Below are 19,357 nucleotides of genomic sequence, written 5' to 3' on the forward strand. Positions count from 1 at the left end.
ATTGTATAAGGTAGTTCCGCAATCACTTCGTGATTACTTTTTTGCTGCAAGAGATTCTTTGATCTTCTTTGTAAGAGCGGGAACGATCTTGTTAAGATCTCCTACTACACCATAATCAGCTACATCAAAGATAGGAGCATTCTCATCCTTGTTGATAGCGATGATGATGTCAGACTCTTCCATACCTGCTACGTGCTGGATAGCACCTGAAATACCGATAGCAAAGTAAAGAGCGGGACGAACTGTCTTACCTGTCTGTCCAACCTGAAGATCCTTGGGCTTCCAGCCTGAATCTACAACTGCACGTGAGCAGGAAACTGTTCCGCCAAGTGCCTCTGCAAGGTCATCAAGAAGCTTGAAGTTCTCTGCTGAACCAACTCCACGTCCGCCTGATACAAGAATCTTAGCTCCCTGGATATCAGCTACGCTTGAAGCCTCCTTAACGATCTTAAGGATCTCTGTATAGCAGTTGTTCTCTTCGAATCCGGGATTGAACTCAACTATCTCAGCCTTAGCGCCCTTGATAGGATCAATCTTCTGCATAACGCCGGGACGAACCGTAGCCATCTGAGGACGGAAGTCAGGGCATGCAATTGTAGCGATTGTGTTTCCACCGAAAGCAGGACGTGTCATAAGAAGCTGTTTGTGTTTCTGCTCCTGTCCGGGAACAGCGTTAAGCGGGAAATCACCGATATCAAGACTTGTACAGTCAGCTGTAAGTCCTGTATGTACTCTTGAAGATACTCTGGGGCCAAGGTCTCTACCAATGGCTGTAGCACCTACAAGAAGGATCTCAGGCTTAAACTCGTTAATAACAGATGCAAGAGCGTGTGTGTAAGGCTCTGTTCTGTAATCTTTAAGAGCAGGATCGTCTACTACGATTACTCTGTCTGCGCCATACTCGGCAAGCTTGTCTGAAAGTCCCTTCACACCGCTACCAAGTAATACAGCAGTTACTTTTTTCTCATCAAGATCTTCTGCAAGATTCTTTGCTTTGCCCAGAAGCTCAAGTGCAATGCTTGAAAGTTCATTGTCTACCTGCTGAGCAAATATAAATACACCTTTATATTCTTCTAAAGACATGACTCTTCTCCTTATCTTTTAATAAATATTAGATTACGTGTTTCTCTGTAAGTTTACCTACGATATAATCAACTGCCTCATCAACTGAGTCGGGAGCAACCTTTTCTCCCTGTCCCTTCTTAACCTTATCTGAAGCCTTTGCGATCTGTGTAGGTGAACCCTTAAGACCAAGGTTTGAATCGTCAACGTCCTTAAGGTCATTTCTGCCCCATACTGTAACTTCCTTCTCGAATGCATCGAAAATTCCGCCGGGAGTCATATATCTGGGCTCGTTAAGCTCTGAAAGAGCTGTTACAAGGCAAGGCATCTTAGCCTTAACGATGTGATATCTGTCCTCGAACTGTCTCTTAACTTCAACAGTCTTAGCCTTCTCGTCAACTTTGATCTCTTCTGCGTATGAGATAACAGGAAGGTTAAGGTGCTCAGAGATCTGAGGTCCAACCTGAGCTGTATCTCCGTCGATAGCCTGACGGCCTGTGATGATGAGATCATACTCAAGATTTCTGATAGCACCTGCGATTGTAGATGATGTTGCCCATGTGTCGGCACCACCAAGTACTCTGTCTGTTACAAGGATTGCCTTGTCGGCACCCATTGCAAATGCTTCTCTAAGTACAGCGTCAGCCTTGGGAAGTCCCATTGTAAGAACTGTAACCTCTGCGCCATACTGATCTTTTAATCTGAGGGCTGCCTCAAGTCCTGCTTTGTCATCAGGATTCATGATTGCAAGCATAGCACCTCTATCCAATGTTCCATCGGGTTTGAATTTAACGCCGCCCTTTGTATCGGGAACCTGCTTAATGCAAACAACAATTTTCATTATTTTTTCTCCTTATTTATTTTGTCACAATACCATATCAAGGAAGTTATACCTCGTTTTCACTCGGTATAACACGTTCGAACCAGACTCAAAAACACTTCGTCAGGTTCTCACAGCCGAAAAGAACCTCGCCAAGTGATTACTTAAGTAGAGCTCCAGAGATAACCATTCTCTGAACTTCGGATGTTCCCTCGTAGATCTCTGTGATCTTAGCGTCACGCATCATACGCTCAACTTCGTACTCTCTGATGTAACCGTAACCACCATGGAGCTGTACAGCCTTGGTAGTAACATCCATAGCAACTTCTGCTGCGAACAACTTAGCCTTAGCAGCCTCTACGCCGTAGTAAGCCTGGTTCTTCTTAGCATCTGCAGCCTGATATACAAGGAGTCTTGCTGCCTCGCACTGTGTAGCCATGTTAGCAAGCTGGAACTGTGTGTTCTGGAAAGCGCCGATTGCTCTGCCGAACTGCTTTCTCTCTTTTACATACTCAACTGTTCTGTCAAGAGCGCCCTCAGCGATACCAAGAGCCTGAGCAGCGATACCGATACGTCCACCGTCAAGAGTGTGCATAGCGATGTTGAAGCCCTTTCCTCTTGCACCGAGAATGTTCTCAGCAGGAATATGGCAATCCTGGAAGATAAGCTCATATGTAGAAGAACCGCGGATACCCATCTTGTTCTCCTTTGTTCCGAATGTGAATCCGGGAGTTCCCTTCTCAACGATAAATGCTGAGAACTTCTTCTGCTTTCTTCCCTTCTTGTCTTCTACGATATCTGTGTAAGCGATGATGATGTAAACATCAGCAACCTCACCGTTTGTGATAAAGCACTTAGAACCGTTAAGGATCCACTCCTTACCGTCTTCTGTAAGAACAGCCTTAGTCTGAACGCCCTGAGCGTCTGTTCCTGCCATGGGCTCTGTAAGACCGAAAGCACCGAGCTTCTCACCCTTTGCAAGGGGAACAAGGTACTTCTGCTTCTGCTCTTCTGTACCATAAGTCATGATAGGATCACAGCAAAGTGATGTGTGAGCTGATACGATAACTGCGGTTGTTCCGCATACCTTAGCAAGCTCCTCTACACACATAGCGTATGTAAGGGGATCACATCCCTGTCCGCCGTACTCCTTGGGAATCGGAATACCCATGAAACCGTACTTCTGCATTTTCTTTACAGTCTCGATAGGGAATTCCTCTGTCTCATCAACGTCTATTGCATGTGGCTTAACTTCTTTTTCTGCGAATTCTTTGAAAAGAGCTCTCGCCATTTCATGTTGCTGATCAAGCTGAAAATCCATTATTATTTCCTCCAATTTTTATATATAAATATTTTTATTTATCAGTGGGAACCTTATTTCCGTCTGCGTAGTTGTAGAATCCGATTCCGGTCTTAACGCCGAGCTTCTTACCGCGAACCATCTTACGAAGAAGAGGGCAAGCACGATACTTGGAATCACCTGTCTCTGCATAGAGAACGTCCATGATAGCAAGAACGATATCAAGTCCGATGTAATCGCCGAGCTCAAGGGGTCCCATAGGATGGTTACATCCAAGCTTCATAGCTGTGTCGATACCCTGGATATCTGCAACGCCTTCTGAATATACGAAGATACCTTCGTTGATCATAGGAACAAGAATTCTGTTAACAACGAAACCTGCTGCCTCGTTAACCTGTACAGGAGTCTTGCCAAGGTCTACTGAGATCTTGTTGATCTTCTCAACCATGTCATCGGGAGTGTTGGCACCCTGGATAACCTCAATAAGCTTCATAACAGGAGCGGGATTGAAGAAGTGCATTCCGATGATGGGCTTTGAAAGTCCTGAACCAATCTCTGTGATTGAAAGTGATGATGTGTTTGATGCGAAAATGCAATCAGGGTTCTTAACGATGTTATCCTGAAGCTCCTTGAAAAGGTTCTTCTTAATATCCATAACCTCAAGAGCAGCCTCTACAACAAGATCTGCATCAGCACAGATGTCGTTAAGACCTGTCTGAATCTTACCTGTGATCTTATCAGCCTCTTCCTGAGTCTTCTTTCCCTTAGCAACCTGCTTATCAAGACCCTTCTTGATCTTAGCAAATCCACCTTCTGCAAACTCAGTCTTGATGTCGCAAAGATAAACCTTCTCTACGCTATCAGCCTGAGCAAATGTCTGAGCAATTCCTGAGCCCATTGTACCTGCGCCAATAACAGCTACCTTCATTTTAAAATCCTCCTTAAATTATCATTGTCTATGTTAATGTGATTGTTTCGCGTATTTATGCGTTCTTGAAGTCTACGACCTTAACCTTCTTGGGATCGTCTTTCTTTCTGAGGAAGTTAGCCATTCCCTCTTTCTGATCCTCTGTCTCGAAGCAAGAACCAAAAAGCTTCTCCTCGATAACAAGTGCTGCATCGATATCTGTCTGAAGGCCGTCGTTGATAGCCTTCTTGCAAGCGCGTACTGCGATAGGAGCGTTTGCAGCGATCTGTGATGCCATCTTCTCAGCAGCTGCAAGGAGCTCTTCCTGAGGATATACAGCATTTACAAGACCGATTCTGTAAGCCTCATCTGCCTTGATGTTTCGTGCTGTGTAGATAAGCTGCTTAGCCATTCCTGCGCCGATGAGACGTGCAAGTCTCTGTGTTCCGCCAAATCCGGGTGTGATTCCGAGACCAACCTCAGGCTGACCGAACATAGCATTCTCTGAGCAGATACGAATATCGCAGCTCATTGAGATCTCACATCCGCCGCCAAGTGCGAATCCGTTAACTGCCGCAATAACAGGGAGAGGGAACTCCTCAATCTTACGGAATACATCGTTACCCTTCTTACCGAAAGCTTCACCCTCAGCCTTAGTAAGTGTGCTCATCTCTCCGATGTCTGCACCTGCAACGAATGACTTGTCTCCGGCACCTGTAAGAACAACGGCTCTTACAACATTAACGTCAATGCTGTCAAAAGCAGCGCCAAGATCATCAAGAACCTGTGAGTTAAGCGCGTTGAGCGCTTCAGGACGATTGATGGTTATAACAGCGATTTTGTCTTTAACTTCGCAATTTACAAAACTCATGTTTTCATCTCCTTTGTGTATTTGAGCGCACAATAGTCTGCCCTGAAAAACACGGCAGACTATCGCGTCATTTATTTATAGAATTATTCGTACCTTTCAACGATAGTAGCGCATCCCATTCCGCCACCGATGCAAAGAGTTGCAAGACCCTTCTTAGCATCAGCTCTTCTGCCCATCTCGTGAAGAAGAGTTACAAGAATACGGCATCCTGAAGCTCCTACGGGATGTCCGAGTGCGATAGCGCCACCGTTAACGTTAACCTTGTTCATATCAAAGCCAAGATCCTTAGCTACAGCAACAGACTGTGCTGCGAAAGCCTCGTTAGCCTCGATAAGATCGATATTGTCAAGTGAAAGACCTGTCTTCTTAAGAACCTTGTTTGTAGCTGCAACAGGGCCGATACCCATAACCTCGGGCTCAACACCTGCAAGTGCTCCGCCTACCCATGTAGCCATAGGCTTGATTCCGAGCTCTTTAGCCTTCTCTTCGCTCATAACAACGATAGCAGCTGCACCGTCGTTAATACCCGAAGCGTTACCTGCTGTTACAAGTCCGCCTTCTTTTCCTGAGCAGCATTTAAGCTTTGAAAGAGACTCAGCTGTTGTGCCGGCACGAGGGCCCTCATCAACCTTGAAGTCTACGATTTCTTTTTTAACCTTTACGGGAACGGGAACGATCTCATCGTTGAACTTGCCGTCTGCCATAGCCTTCTCGCACTTCTGCTGAGAATTAGCTGAGAATGCGTCAAGCTCTTCTCTTGTGAGGTTCCATCTGTCGCAGATATTCTCTGCTGTGATCATCATGTGATAGTGATTGAATGCATCTGTAAGAGCATCGTTTACCATTGTATCAACAACAGTTCCGTTGTTCATACGATATCCGAAACGGGCGTTGGGAAGTGCGTAAGGAGCCATTGACATGTTCTCCATACCGCCTGCTACTACTATATCAGCCTCGCCTGCCTTGATAAGGTCGGCTGCCATGTTAACACAGTTAAGGCCTGAGCCGCATACTACATTGAGTGTAACTGCAGGAGTCTCAATAGGAAGACCTGCCTTGATTGAAGCCTGTCTTGCAACGTTCTGTCCGAGACCTGCCTGGATAACGCATCCCATAAGTACTTCATCAACCTGCTCAGGTTTAACACCTGCACGATTAAGTGCCTCCTTGATAACGATTGAACCAAGTTCAGCTGCAGGAGTGCCACTGAGTGCTCCGCCCATTTTGCCGATGGCGGTTCTGCATGCGCCTGCTAATACTACCTTCTGTGCCATAACGTAATACCTCCGTTTGTGGGCGTTTATCGCCCTTTTTAATTTGTATTTTCTTATTTATTTTTCATTTTCGATCTGATTGACAAATTTTTATCAGAACAGGTTTATTTTAGCATACCACCCATTCAAATGCAAGGAAAAGAACGGGCTTCTTCCACTACACATCATGTTGTGCGGATTATCAATACTGTACTAAATCTTCCTCTAAATACTCTTTAATATACGCTCCTCTTTCTTTAAAAAAGTTGTCGAGTTCCAAAAGATCTTTTTCATATTCGGCTTCACTGTAATCGGATTTTTCGAACCTTCTGACCGTTTCGATGTTCTGCTTCCTATATATAGCATCCCATTCCATCAACTTCCGATGCAAAACTTCATATGAGAATTCACTTCCCAAAAGGTGATCCATCTTATCTCTAAACCTGTCCTTAAAGTCTTCCCTTTCATAAAGGCATCCCGGAAGAAACATCTTTTCTCCTTTATCTCTGTAAAAAGAAATCGTGTTAAAAGAAGGATCGCCGCAGGTAATATCCAGATCATAACCTGCCCACTTCCAACCGCTTTCATCATCTTTGTAGAGCAGCTGATTGTGATCGGGATCTATATCCTCATCATTAAAGAATAAAAGGAAGCAATAATAATCGATCATGCTGTCTATATCAATGTAAGACTCGATCAATTTGTATTTTTCTTCATCGGAAAGATCGTAATACGCAAGCGCATCAATAGATTTTCTGTAATCATCCAATGCCGCATCTCCGCCTGTCTCGGCTTCCGAGTTCTTAATAAGGTAAAGATCTTCCGGCAGGATATCATAATAATTCTCAAAATACTCTTCATCATATTGTTCGCGAAGAGTGTACACTCCCCAATATTCACCGTTAAGAAACAGCACGCAAGGGCGCGATCTCCAATTTGCGATATTCATATCATCGAGAACCGCATGAAGAAACGCTTCCTGATACACTATCCTTCCGTCGCCCTTCCTGAGCCTCATTTTCTTTTCATTTTCATAGAAGCCACAGGAAAAAGAGTTCTCGTCAGAGTATATTTTTCTCGCAAAAAGATTAAGCGATTTCTGATAAACAAAGCGCGTCGACTCTCCCGAAATCCTTACTCCGATATCCTTTTTGTCGGTGATCTTTCGCTTATCATCAAACATAGTCATATCGGCACGTCGTTCCCACTCTCGTCCTGTATATGCGGAATTAGTGTAGTAAAATCTATAGACTTCCTCACCGTTCTCATCTATAAAGCTTGAAGGCACTTCATCATCCGGTATATTCTCGAATCCACCTAGCTTCTTGTATTCGTCATATTTTTTACCAAGCGTGTAAATGCCTTTGTCATGGTCAAAAAGGCTGTCCGGATCCATCACAAGAGACATTATCTCTACGCCATCATACTCAGGCTTATCATCAAATCCAACAAAATACACATGGCTTACCACTTTGCTCTTTTTACCCGTGAACTTGTTGACAGCAACCGCCTTGATAACGTTCGCCTTATCCACCTTGTAATCAGGCGCCTTGTAGGTCGGATACATTACCTCGTTAGCGTATATGTTGTCTTTGTCACTTGCATCATAGAGCTTTATAGGCTCTTTGTATTTATTTGAATTTTCCGTGGGTTCGCTTCCGTCATCGGTGTAGTAAACAGAATCAAAAATACCTGCGGAAAGTTTTAGCTCCGTTCCTTCTTTATAAAAGCCATCTTCTATGGAAAACTTCGGTTCATCTATATACTCAGTCTCAATGGCCTTGGCGCCGCCATTAGACTCTCCGGGCGTACCGGTAAGAGTTTCAAAACTTCCAAATCCATCTTTTTTCCGTGCAAAAGAAACATCATATGAAAGAAGCGGAACGGCGATCGCATCAATCACGCGTCCTCCGTCTGTGCTCAGATAAACAGTTTCACCGTTTTTATCTATATTAAAAGGCGCTCCCTCTTTGGGCAGCCAAATTATCCTATGCTCACCCGGAGCGATTGGCGTCTCGATCTTTATCTTCTTAAGTTCTTTCTTGGAATCGGACAGATAATAGTCCTTGTCGATCTCCTCGTTCGAGGAATTAAAGATTTCTATATAATCGGAATAATCGCCGTTTTCATCCGCGGCGATCGAAAAATTATTTCCACACACTTCGTTTATGGAAATAATAGGCTCATCATCTTTTTGCTCACAATAAAAAAGGGTTGCTGCGCCGGCTGTCAGCAACCCCATGAGTAAGCCTATCCTCTTGTATCTGTTAGAGAAAAATGTACGTATCATAATTCAGGTTCGATCAATCCGTATGTGTTGCCCTTTCTCTTATATACTACATTAACCTGATCGGTCTCTGCATTAACAAACACAAAGAAGTTGTGTCCCAAAAGTTCCATCTGTACGCATGCATCCTCAGCATACATAGGCTTGGGATCGAATTTCTTCATTCTTTCGATGCGAATGGCTTCTTCATCCATATACTCGCTCTCGATATATTCTTTTTTAAAGTTGCTGGCCTCAGCCTGCTGCTTGTCAACAAGTTTGCTCTTATACTTTTTGAGCTGTCTTTCAATGATCTCTTCTACAAGGTCAATAGATACATACATATCATTGCTTACCTGCTCGGCACGAATGATCTTGCCTTTAACAGGAATGGTAACCTCAATCTTATGTCTCTCCTTATCGACATTTAATGTGACGTTGGCAATAGTATCGGGAGTGAAATACTTCTCAAGCTTTCCGATTTTCTCCTCGACTGCTGCCTTCAATCCGGGTGTTACATTGATGTTCTTTCCAATGATAGTAAATTTCATGCAATCATCCCCTTTACTGCGGCTAAAAGAGCCGTTTTTTGTATATATACAGTATATCATTTTATGAAGCGGGTATGCAATTTATAAGAGCCATTTGATGCACAAACTTCCCCCTGAATATCGCTTTTTGTAAAAAATGCACAATAAAATATCCGCTGTTTTCCATTGTATAAAATATACTTTTTAATCAGCATGTTGTGGATAAAGTGGATAACTTCGTGTATAAGTTCATTTTTAGCCATTTTTTTCAAAAAAATTGTGGATAACTTTTTCAAAAAAATAAGGCAAAAAACTTTGCAAACCCAGTTGACATTTGGCTTTATGTGCATAATGGAGAAAATATAGAATGAATGAATTTAGGACTTGAAAAAAGAGCTCCTTGTGTGTAACAAGGAGCTCTTGATTATTAGAATATTCTTCTTACGGCAAGTACCGGACGATAGGATGCATCCGATATCTTGATACCTGTCTTGGCAGTTGATGCATGTACAATCTGTCCGCCACCGATATAGATACCAACGTGACCTGAGTAGCAAACAATATCACCAGGCTGCGCATTGGCAAGTCCGTCAACCGCTGAACCCTGACTTCTGTCAGCACCTGAACTGTGAGGTAAGCTTACACCAAAGTTAGCATATACACTCATAACAAATCCTGAGCAATCGGTTCCGTTTGTAAGTGACGATCCACCATATACATAAGGATTTCCTACAAACTGCTGAGCATACTGAGCAACGGCTGCACCGATCGAGCTGCTCTCTGTTGTGTATGAAGCAGCTGAATTGTATGATTTACCGGAGTTTCCTCCATCTGCTTTATCTTTGGAAGTATTAGCCTTAGCCGCTTTATTGGCTGCCTCTCTGGCTGCCTTCTCCTTAGCAAGACGCGCTTCCTCTTCTGCCTTGGATTCAGCCTGTACAAAGTCTGTCCAAAGTCTTACATAATCAGTAGAAACGTATCCTTCACCTTCCTCGACGTTAACCTTAACCCATCCGTCAAGTTCTTCGTCTACAACAAGTTCATCATCTATAGGAATAAGTTCAATTACACTGTCATCGGTACTCGGGCCGCTTCTTACATGAAGAGTTGTTGTTGTAACGGTAGCCATTCTTGTGCCGACCTTCTTGGCAAGCTCAACGGCTTCATCACCTGTCACACAGAACTCTGCCTTAACGTATCCCTCTACCTTACCTGACTTGATCTTGTACCAACCGTTGTCTTCCTCTATGAAAGTACCAACGGATTTATCATATAATTTACCGACTATCTCGCCTTCTTCACTCGGGTTGTCTCTTACATTAACATAATGATCGACCTGAGCGATAACAAGAGTCTTAAAAAGTTCTTCCTCTTTCTCTTCTTCTGACTTCTGCTCCTCTGTCTTCTTATCAATTACAGCTCCTGTTGCAGACTGAATATCTTTAAGGATGCTATCAGTAATGTTAGAAGCTGAAGGAGTCTCATCCGTAACCGCTTCAGAAGACTCTATGTCTTCCACAACGGATTTGCTGACACCTGAAATAGAAGTTTCAGCTTTAGAATCCTTGGTGTCATCTTCCAAAGACTGCTGAAGATTGGAAAGTGATACCTGATCGTTTCCTAAGGCGTATGTTATGCCCGCCTGCGGAAGAACGCTGGAAACCTTACCCGATGCCGCATATGAAACATTATTTATATTTGCAAATGTTATGATAGATGCGGCAGAAAAGACCGCGATCCGCATAGCTTTTTTACTCAATAAAAACCTCCAAACTATCTGCCAATTAAAAGTTGCACCCTTTTAGAATACGTTATTTTGGCTATTATGTCAACTTTTAGCCTTTCCGACAAGGAAATCTTGTACACTTGTAACAGTATTTGCACCGTCCGCAACCGCTGTAACTACCTGGCGTAGTCTCTTTTTTCTGGAGTCTCCCGCAACGAAAATTCCGGGGGTATTTGTAGCTCCGTCTTCACCCGCGATCACATAGCCGTTTTCATCACATTTCACAATATCCGCAAAGACATCCGTAGAAGGATGTATACCGATTGCAACAAAGATACCGTCGACGGAAAGTTCCTTTTCTTCTTTATTATTAACGTTTTCTATAAGAAGACGATTAACTTTATCTTCGCCTCTGATCTCTTTTACCACACTGTCCCAGATCACTTCGATATTCTTTATGCCAAAAAGTTCATCCTGAAGTATCTTGGCCGCTCTGAGTTCATCTCTTCTGTGAATAAGATAAACCTTTTCTGCAAATCTGGATAAGAAGATCGCATCCTCAACGGCAACATCTCCTCCGCCGTTAACCGCGGTCACCTTTCCTCTGTAGAACGCACCGTCGCAAGTCGCGCAGTATGAAACGCCTTTGCCGATATATTCTTCCTCGCCGGGAATACCAAGCTTGGAATAATGTGCACCAGTGGCAAGGATTACAGTATGTGTCTCGTAATCTCCCGAATCCGTCTTAATCTTATAAACAGGAGCCATGGTATCAGAGCCCTTTTCAACACATTCGATGCCTGTCACTGTTCCATCAGCAAACTCGGCTCCGAGCTTGTCGGCATGCTCTCTGAATTTCATGGCAAGATCAAACCCGTTGACACCCGGAATTCCCAGATAATTGTCAACCTCGTAGGTATCGATTATCTGCCCGCCACTCACGGGATTCTTTTCTATTATAAGCATGTTAAGTCCGGCTCTCTTTGCATAAACAGCCGCAGAAAGACCTGCGGGGCCGGATCCGATTATTATAAGATCGTACATAATTGACCTCCTTAAACAATGAAACTCTTCAAGAGACATATTTATCTCTTTTATTTAAATTGCGTACAATTTAATTGTATCACTGTTTTGTTGTTTGTAAAGTCTTTTTGTCTGTCTTATATAAGTTCAAATTTCTTCAGCGCATTCCAGATACCGTCATCCTCGAGATAAGTTGTGACGAAATCAGCTGTCTTTTTTACTTCCTCCGGAGCTCTTCCCATCGCAACGCTCTTGCCGGCTACTTCAAGCATATCCATGTCGTTTACGCTGTCTCCGAATGCTATGGTATTCCCGATGTCTTCCGACAAAAGCTCACATACCTTTTCAATTCCCGTTCCTTTATTAAATCCCTTGGGGACCATCTCAACGATCGCCTCGTTATGGATAATGAAATCATAAAGATCGGAAAGCTCATCAAAGCAGCTCTTGGTATCGCAATCGATAGTTGCACACGATAGCTTGTTCATCTCCCACTTGCCCCAGTTATCGTTAATGCCTCTGAGTCTGTCGCCCATCTCGGCCATTACCTTTTCACCGTACATATCGCCTTCAAAATCACTTCGTTCAAGATAAAGATATCGCGGGCCTTCGAGAATGGATTTAAAGTTATAGCGGTTTACCGTCTCAACGGTTCTTATAGCATCATCACTGTTTATAAGTCTGTTGAAAATAATCTCGCCGTTGTTTTCTATCATGCATCCGCATGCTGAAACTATTCCGTCAAAGCCAAGCCCGAGCAATTCTTTATTGCTGATAAAAGATCTTGCTCTTCCCGAGTTCAAGAAACATTTATGTCCGTTCTCTTTTGCTCTTCTTATTCCTTCCTTGGTAGTATCAGGGATCCAGTTCTTGTAATCCCAAAGCGTTCCGTCGATGTCAAAAAATAAAACCATTAAAAATTCTCCAATCAAATCCAACCGCCGTCTAGCGTTATTATCTGTCCCGTCATGTATGCGGGCGCATCGGCTATCAAAAGGGCAAGGTCCGCCACTTCCTTGGCCTCTCCCATTCTTCCCATGGGTATCTCATTTTCAAGCTCTTTAAGATCTTCTTCAGATAAATGTTTTCTGTTCATGTCCGTGTCAATGACACCGCATGCGATAGCATTAACCTGTATCCCGCTTGGCGCCAGCTCTTTTGCAAGTGCTTTGGTAAAAGAATTAACGCCGCCCTTGGAGGCTGAGTAAGCAACCTCACATGATGCTCCGACGCTTCCCCACACGGAAGATATGTTTATTATCTTACCACAATGCTTTTTTATCATAAGGGGAATCGCAAATTTGGATGTATAAAAAAGAGAATCGAGGTTTGTAGACATAAGCCTATCCCAATCTTCTTTTTCCATATCCGTAAGCAGTCCCAAAAAAGCCACTCCGGCATTGTTTATAACAATATCGATGTCATTGATGTCGCCAAAGAGTTTTTTTACCGAATCGTAATCGCCCATATCGCAAGTACATGCGCGACATTTAATTCCATATTTTTCCGACAGCTCTTTTGCCAGCATATCAAGCTGTTCTTTACTTTTTATGCATGTAAGGATGAGGTCGTCTCCTGCCTTTGCAAAGCCTTCGGCCAGAGCTTTTCCTATTCCTCTGGCTGCCCCTGTGATAAGTACTTTTCTGTTCATTTTGTCACCTTTGTATAAAAAAGAAATACCGCCTTACATATTACTGTAAGGCGGTCATTAAATCAAATTTTCAGCATCTTGACAATGCATCGATGACGGTTTCCTCAATAAAGGGCTTCGCCACAAATTCAACCGCCCCAAATTTAACCGCCTCCAACATCTTCTCCTTCTGTCCCGCGGCCGTTATCATAACGACTTTTGCATCGGGATTGTTCTTTTTAATGAGTTTTAGTGATTCTATTCCGTCAACTCCCGGCATCGTTATATCCATCGTCACAATATCGGGATTAAGCTTGACGTACTCATCAAACCCTTCCTGTCCGTCCACGGCTTCTCCAACAACATTGAAGCCCGCTCTTTCCAGGATGTCTCTGAGTATTCTTCTGGAAGTTCTTGAATCATCAACTATCAATACACTTTTCATCTACTCACCCTCCGGCGTAGCCGTTTCACTTAACTTCAATGTCTTTGGATATAGCTATAAGGTACTTAACTTCGCCTCCGCATATGTAGATCGGCATAACCATGATCTCTTCGCAGCTGGCTTCAGGGAAGGACACATAGAAATTGGGCGGCTCAAGCTCAATGCGTGTATCATTTCTGCTTTGCTCGGTAGCATACAGACCGTTTATACAGTTAATAAGCTCGCATATCGCATCAAGTGCGTCCTCTTTTGTCTCAATAAATTCTTCTTTTGTATATGCAATGGCCATTCTCTGCACATCTTCATACTTACCTGAAATTGCAACTACGGCTTTCTGATCTCCGTGGAATTTCTGAACGCCCAGAACCTCATCTTTTATTGTAGATACTTTATAAGCCTTTCCGACAAAGATATGGTTGTCCACAAGCCGGTACATATTTTTGATTCCCATTGAGAACATCGCTCTGTATACAGGATCGTCCGTTGCAAGGAAAATGGGCACAATCCTCTCTACGTCGCCGGATTTTAATGCGGACATATCGGATTCGGTAAATCCGTGGAGTACCTGATAATCCTCTTCAACTTCTCTGAGTTTCTCCATGGAAAGATATCCAAGATCCACTATTGCCTGTATGAATGCCAAATATGAATTACCTTGAAGTTCCAAAAGTCTGCTGACTTGTGTTTCAGACAGATAGCCCCGCTCGACGGCAATGTCGCCAAAACGTTTATCCATAGATGCCTGCATAGCATTAACCTGCTCTGCCTGAGCTATAGACATAAGCTTCTCAGAGACAGCGATTACTCCAAGCTTAGCCCTATTGGATTCCTGCAAGCGATACGCTTCCGCAATCTGATTCTTATCAAGTAAGCCTTGTTCTAACAAATATACGCCAATTAAACGATCAAACATGTTGTCGCTCCTATCAGAATCTTATATTCTGTCTAATGCAATAAAAAAACGGACAATAGCCTACATTAATATTGTAGACTATAATCCGTTTATAAACAAGCTATCAATAATTAACTTTATTCCATAAGCCAACCATAATTCTGAACTTCAATTGAATCCATCTTTCCGTCGTCTCTTACATGAATCTCAATTTTGTTTCTTCTGTTCTGATCAATCGGGATCTTATAGCGTCCATAGCTCTTATCATACTCATAGTTTGAAATTCCCTTTGATGAAAGCCATGCCTCTACATCACTCTGAGTTGATGATCCCTTGATTCCACCGGGCAATTCAACTTCAAGCTTATTGATACTTGAAGTATAATATGTGATCTGAGTTACGATCGTGTACTTAATATAGCATGCGCTTGTTGTAACATTATATGCACTTACATACAGACGGTCGTCTCCCTTGGCAAGAGTAAGTGCATATCCTGAATTGGCACCTACCGTATGAGTCTCATCGCCGCCAAAGCTCCATCCGTCTTCCAAAAGTACTTTAAGCGGAACAGGTACATTGTATACTTTTCCGTTTATCGAAATATTACCGGATAAAGGATCGTCTCCAAGAGAAGAAGGTGCCTTGTACTGGCTAAGGTACTCGGGCTCATCTCCGCTAACCTGTTCTTCTCCGATGTCAGAAGGCTTTTCCTGATTCTTTAAAGAGACATACGAAAGTTTATTGGTCTCTTTATCAAAATTATACTTTATTTCAACCGTCGTCATGTAGTCGGTATCATTAGCTTCTTCATAAGAAATGTCATAAAATGAACTTCCGTCATATTCATTTGAAGGTTCACCATAAACAGCTATAATGCTCTCTTTGGTGGCGTCGTTAAACTTTACGTCTCCGCCATGGAATGATAGATCCATTCCACCCTTCTCTACATCAAAATCGTTAAATTGAATACTTGTAACATAACCCTCGCCAAGCTCCTTCGCATCAATCGAGAAATTAGTTACGTATACATCAAGTTTTCTTGATTCTGTTCCGGGTGTAAGCACATAGATAATCTCACGGTCACCCGAACCAAGTAATATCTTGGCATCGCTGTCCTTGTTATACTGCCATCCGTCGTCTATAAGCTCCTGAATTCTTACAGGAAGCTGATAAGTTTTTCCGTTAAGAGTAAAAGAAGTCAATCCGTTGGGATCAGCCTCCGCGTGAGGTACTGAAGCCTGCTCTTCTTTTTCTTCCTTTTCTTCAGCTACTTCTGTTGCCTGTGTTGAAGCCTCATCTGCTGATTCTTCTTCCTCTTGCGTAGAAACAGGTGTTGCAACAGTTGCTTCTTCCGATGCTTCCGCTACCGCAACATCTTTGTCACTCTTGTTTCTGCCCATGAACATGGCAGCATTTACCAATGTAAAGACAATCAAAACAGCCGCAACTATGCCGCCGATAATAAACAACTTTTTCTTGTCATTTCCCTGAGGGGGAATATTGTTTCCGCCAAAGGGCTGAGCTCCGCCAAACTGATTCTGCTGATAATTTCCGTGCTGGCCGAAATTCCCTTGCTGAAAGTTCCCCTGTCTGAAATTTCCTTGCTGCTGAAAATTACCCTGCTGCCGGAAATTAGCCTGCTGGAAAGGTCCCTGCTGCTGGAAAGCACCCTGTTGTCCGGGATTTGCAGCGGGCTGACCAACATTTCCAAACTGTTGCTGGAAATTATTTGGAGCCGGTGTAGGGTTTGGATTCTGAACCTGTCCCTGTTGAGGCTGGGTTCCCTGATTCGCATTCCCCACTGGCTGATTCACAGGCTGATTTGCCTGGTTTACATCCCCTGTCCCTTGATCGATCGGTTGTCCGGTCATGGGATCAAACTTTTTTTCACTCATTTCATACTTCTCCTCTCAAACAAAATAATCACAACACTTAAACAAATATTTCTATTTATTTACACAAGTATATTATGTTTTTTGAGAAATGAAAAGAGTTTTTTACACTTTTGGTTACATTTTTAATATTTGCGTCAAATAGCTTCCATTCTCTCCTTGGGAATAACAATTCCCTGGCCATCGGGATTGATCCTGATACCGTCTTTATCCTTGGCAAATTTAATCACATCGGCATACTTAAATACAGCCGCATTCCATCCGCTTCCGTTTAGCTTCTTGGAAAACTCGAGCCCGTCGGTAAATATCGGAAGGTATTCTTTTCCCTCTTTTGTCTTTATCACCGGGAATTTGAATTTGGTGTCCTTGCCGGGTTTCATTCTTCCGTCTTCAAGAACTTCCACATCTCCCTCATGCTGCATGGGGACAATGAAACTTCCCTTCTTGATACAATCGACCATCCTCGCCTCTTTTGCCTTAAGAACTTCAGGCTTCTGCTCATAGTTAACAGGCCATGAAAGCTCCGATATAAAATCCAGCATTGTAAAATTAAGCGCAGGATTGACAATCTCATTTCCGGAATTACCCTTCCAATCTCCTACAGCCATAACAATCTCATTTCTCTTAAACCTAGCCTTATATGCTCCGTTATCGATTATCAGATTCTCAATTCCGATGTAATAGAGATAGTCAAAAAAGCCTTTTCCCGATGATGCATCGCTGATATTCTTCACTTCATTTACGACAATCTTTCTGTACTGCTTCATATAGAGCGCAGCGGCCTTACTCGCAAGCTCTTTTTCAAAATAGACATTGACAAAGCCGGCGTCTATAAAAGGATATCTTGTTCCGGCATCATAGAGAACAAACAGCGTTTCGGCATTTCTTATCCTATCAAGTACTTCGTTATATACTTTTCTGTGATTTTTCTCATATTCGTGAAGCGGTGACTCTTTATGATACGCTTCAAGAGTTGTCAAAAGAAATAACAGTTCCTGCGAAGTCAGCTCTTTGATCACATTGTTATCTATATCTTCTTCATAGATCAGCATGCCGACTTCATTCTTGCGTTCAAAAGAAACCGTATCTTCCAAAAGCTCGCATTCTGCATCCTTAATGTTTACTTTGTTTATTCTGGAAACCACGGGCCACCTCAGATTCTCGTGAGCCTTCTTTACTTCTTCAATTGCTTTTTCTTTTTCTGCGGCCTTCTCTCTTTCGAGAGCCTCCTCACCGTCTTTTCTTTTATCTTTGGAAAAAAGATCTAATATTCCCATTTGCAAAACCTCTTTCATATTATTTCTTATGCTTTACAAAAGCATCAATTCTTATATTCGTAAAATGCCTTAGCTGCCTTTACCAAATATTCGGGATCCAAGCTTCCCGCGGATTCATACGGCGAATGCATGGCAAGCTGTGCAAGTCCAATATCCACTGTATCTACAGATACCTGTGCGGTTGAGATATTTCCAAGCGTTGAACCGCCTGCGATATCGGAGCGATTGGTGAATGTCTGGAACGGCACCTTCGCCTTTTCGCAAATAAGCTTAAAGAACGCCGCGGAAACAGCATCTGTCGTATACTTCTGGTTTGCATTATACTTGATGACTATGCCTTTGTTCATAACCGGTCTGTTCACGGGATCTGCCTTGTCTGCATGATTGGGATGAACCGCATGTGCATTATCCGCTGATATCATAAAGCTGTTTGCGACCGCGGTGTAATACTGCTGATTGTTTCTTCCGAGAGCTTCATTTATGCGGATAAGCGTATCCTTAAGGAATGTGGAATCTGCGCCCTGCTTGGTTCCGCTTCCGACTTCTTCATTATCAAACACGCAATGCATGGCAACATTATCGGAATCGCCGGCATTAAGAAATCCCTCAAATGTGGTATACACGCACTCCTGATCGTCAAGTCTTGAACTTGAAAGATATTCCTCGTTGGCGCCCCAGAATGTGGGTTTCACCCTGTTATATAAAAAGAGGTCGTGGCCCAATATTTCCTCTTTTTCCACTCCGGCTGCTTTTGCGATCACATCAAAAAACTTATCCTTGGCTTCGGCATCACCAAATACAGGGATCATATCAACCTGCGGATTGTATTTGTATCCGTCATTGGCATCTCTGTTCATATGGATCGCAAGTGAAGGTATCATGAGAAGATCCCTGTCCACATTTACAAGCTTGGTCTTATAGCCCTTCTTCTTTGACTTAACTATGAGTCTTCCCGCCACGGATAGAGGTCTGTCAAACCACTGCGCACAGAGCATTCCGCCGTACTTCTCCGTATTGAGCTTAACGTATGCTCCGCTGCCCTCCATTTCGGGATTCTCTTTTATCTTAAAGGAAGGAGAATCGCTGTGACTTGCGATCATGTAAAATCCTTTGAAGTCTTTTTTGGGAATCTTAAAAGAAATAACGGAAGAATCATTACGGGTAACAAAGTACTTTCCCGCCTTGAGTTTCCACTCTTCGTTCTCCTTAAGCTCCGTAAAGCCCTCTTTTACAAGCTTCTCCTTTAGGTTTTCGACCACATGAAAGCAAGTGGGGCTCTTATCTATGAAATTCATCATATCTTTTGCAATCTTTTTACTCATATAGCACCTCTGTAATTAGTGAAGTTCTGCTCTCGCGTTCGCTCGCCAGAACTAAGTGGTACACCTCGACTCGAAAAGACCGAGTCTGGTGATCACTTAAATTATAGCACGCCTTTTTTACGTGGCACTATTTGTTTGACA

At 43.0% G+C, this 19,357-nt stretch carries 17 protein-coding genes; all 17 read right to left on the reverse strand.

What is annotated here, in order from left to right:
• Nucleotides 1-33: 33 nt before the first annotated feature.
• On the reverse strand, nt 34-1,083 hold the full coding sequence (locus BM377_RS04030) for an electron transfer flavoprotein subunit alpha/FixB family protein (RefSeq protein ID WP_092244093.1): 1,050 nt from the start codon (nt 1,081-1,083) through the stop codon (nt 34-36).
• 28 nt (nt 1,084-1,111) lie between these two features.
• Complete coding sequence (locus BM377_RS04035; protein ID WP_092244096.1) at nt 1,112-1,903, reverse strand: electron transfer flavoprotein subunit beta/FixA family protein; 792 nt, start codon at nt 1,901-1,903, stop codon at nt 1,112-1,114.
• 139 nt (nt 1,904-2,042) lie between these two features.
• Complete coding sequence (locus BM377_RS04040) at nt 2,043-3,203, reverse strand: acyl-CoA dehydrogenase (protein WP_092244099.1); 1,161 nt, start codon at nt 3,201-3,203, stop codon at nt 2,043-2,045.
• 34 nt (nt 3,204-3,237) lie between these two features.
• Nucleotides 3,238-4,110, reverse strand: coding sequence for a 3-hydroxyacyl-CoA dehydrogenase family protein (locus BM377_RS04045; protein WP_092244102.1), 873 nt, complete (start codon nt 4,108-4,110; stop codon nt 3,238-3,240).
• 55 nt (nt 4,111-4,165) lie between these two features.
• The gene (locus BM377_RS04050) at nt 4,166-4,960 is read right to left on the reverse strand and encodes an enoyl-CoA hydratase-related protein (RefSeq protein ID WP_026514595.1); all 795 of its coding nucleotides are present in this window, start codon (nt 4,958-4,960) and stop codon (nt 4,166-4,168) included.
• An 83-nt stretch (nt 4,961-5,043) separates the two neighbouring features.
• A complete protein-coding gene (locus BM377_RS04055) occupies nt 5,044-6,234 on the reverse strand; it encodes an acetyl-CoA C-acetyltransferase (RefSeq protein WP_092244105.1) in 1,191 nt (396 codons plus the stop codon).
• Nucleotides 6,235-6,415: 181 nt separating this feature from the next.
• Entirely contained in the window at nt 6,416-8,455 is a 2,040-nt protein-coding gene (locus BM377_RS04060; protein WP_177223788.1) for a CotH kinase family protein, read from the reverse strand.
• A 44-nt stretch (nt 8,456-8,499) separates the two neighbouring features.
• Nucleotides 8,500-9,030 carry a ribosome hibernation-promoting factor, HPF/YfiA family gene (gene hpf / locus BM377_RS04065; protein WP_092244110.1) on the reverse strand — a complete coding sequence of 177 codons (531 nt, stop codon included), beginning with the start codon at nt 9,028-9,030 and terminating at the stop codon, nt 8,500-8,502.
• A gap of 406 nt (nt 9,031-9,436) precedes the next feature.
• Complete coding sequence (locus tag BM377_RS04070; protein ID WP_242948084.1) at nt 9,437-10,768, reverse strand: C40 family peptidase; 1,332 nt, start codon at nt 10,766-10,768, stop codon at nt 9,437-9,439.
• Nucleotides 10,769-10,837: 69 nt separating this feature from the next.
• Nucleotides 10,838-11,779, reverse strand: a complete 942-nt coding sequence (gene trxB, locus BM377_RS04075) for a thioredoxin-disulfide reductase (protein ID WP_092244113.1) — start codon at nt 11,777-11,779, stop codon at nt 10,838-10,840.
• A gap of 116 nt (nt 11,780-11,895) precedes the next feature.
• The gene (locus BM377_RS04080) at nt 11,896-12,672 is read right to left on the reverse strand and encodes an HAD family hydrolase (protein WP_092244116.1); all 777 of its coding nucleotides are present in this window, start codon (nt 12,670-12,672) and stop codon (nt 11,896-11,898) included.
• 14 nt (nt 12,673-12,686) lie between these two features.
• Nucleotides 12,687-13,409, reverse strand: a complete 723-nt coding sequence (gene ymfI, locus BM377_RS04085; RefSeq protein ID WP_092244119.1) for an elongation factor P 5-aminopentanone reductase — start codon at nt 13,407-13,409, stop codon at nt 12,687-12,689.
• Nucleotides 13,410-13,479: 70 nt separating this feature from the next.
• Nucleotides 13,480-13,833 carry a response regulator gene (locus tag BM377_RS04090; RefSeq protein ID WP_092244123.1) on the reverse strand — a complete coding sequence of 118 codons (354 nt, stop codon included), beginning with the start codon at nt 13,831-13,833 and terminating at the stop codon, nt 13,480-13,482.
• Between the two features lie 25 nt (nt 13,834-13,858).
• The gene (locus BM377_RS04095; RefSeq protein WP_092244126.1) at nt 13,859-14,746 is read right to left on the reverse strand and encodes a chemotaxis protein CheX; all 888 of its coding nucleotides are present in this window, start codon (nt 14,744-14,746) and stop codon (nt 13,859-13,861) included.
• Nucleotides 14,747-14,862: 116 nt separating this feature from the next.
• Nucleotides 14,863-16,620 (reverse strand): flagellar basal body-associated FliL family protein, encoded by a 1,758-nt coding sequence (locus tag BM377_RS04100; RefSeq protein ID WP_092244129.1) that lies wholly within the window; start codon nt 16,618-16,620, stop codon nt 14,863-14,865.
• Nucleotides 16,621-16,754: 134 nt separating this feature from the next.
• The gene (locus BM377_RS04105) at nt 16,755-17,894 is read right to left on the reverse strand and encodes an SseB family protein (RefSeq protein ID WP_177223789.1); all 1,140 of its coding nucleotides are present in this window, start codon (nt 17,892-17,894) and stop codon (nt 16,755-16,757) included.
• A 44-nt stretch (nt 17,895-17,938) separates the two neighbouring features.
• Nucleotides 17,939-19,216: a M18 family aminopeptidase gene (locus tag BM377_RS04110; protein ID WP_092244135.1), complete on the reverse strand. Its 1,278-nt coding sequence runs from the start codon at nt 19,214-19,216 to the stop codon at nt 17,939-17,941.
• Nucleotides 19,217-19,357 lie beyond the last annotated feature (141 nt).

The organism is Butyrivibrio sp. INlla21 (assembly GCF_900116875.1).
In the GTDB taxonomy this organism is placed as follows: domain Bacteria; phylum Bacillota; class Clostridia; order Lachnospirales; family Lachnospiraceae; genus Butyrivibrio.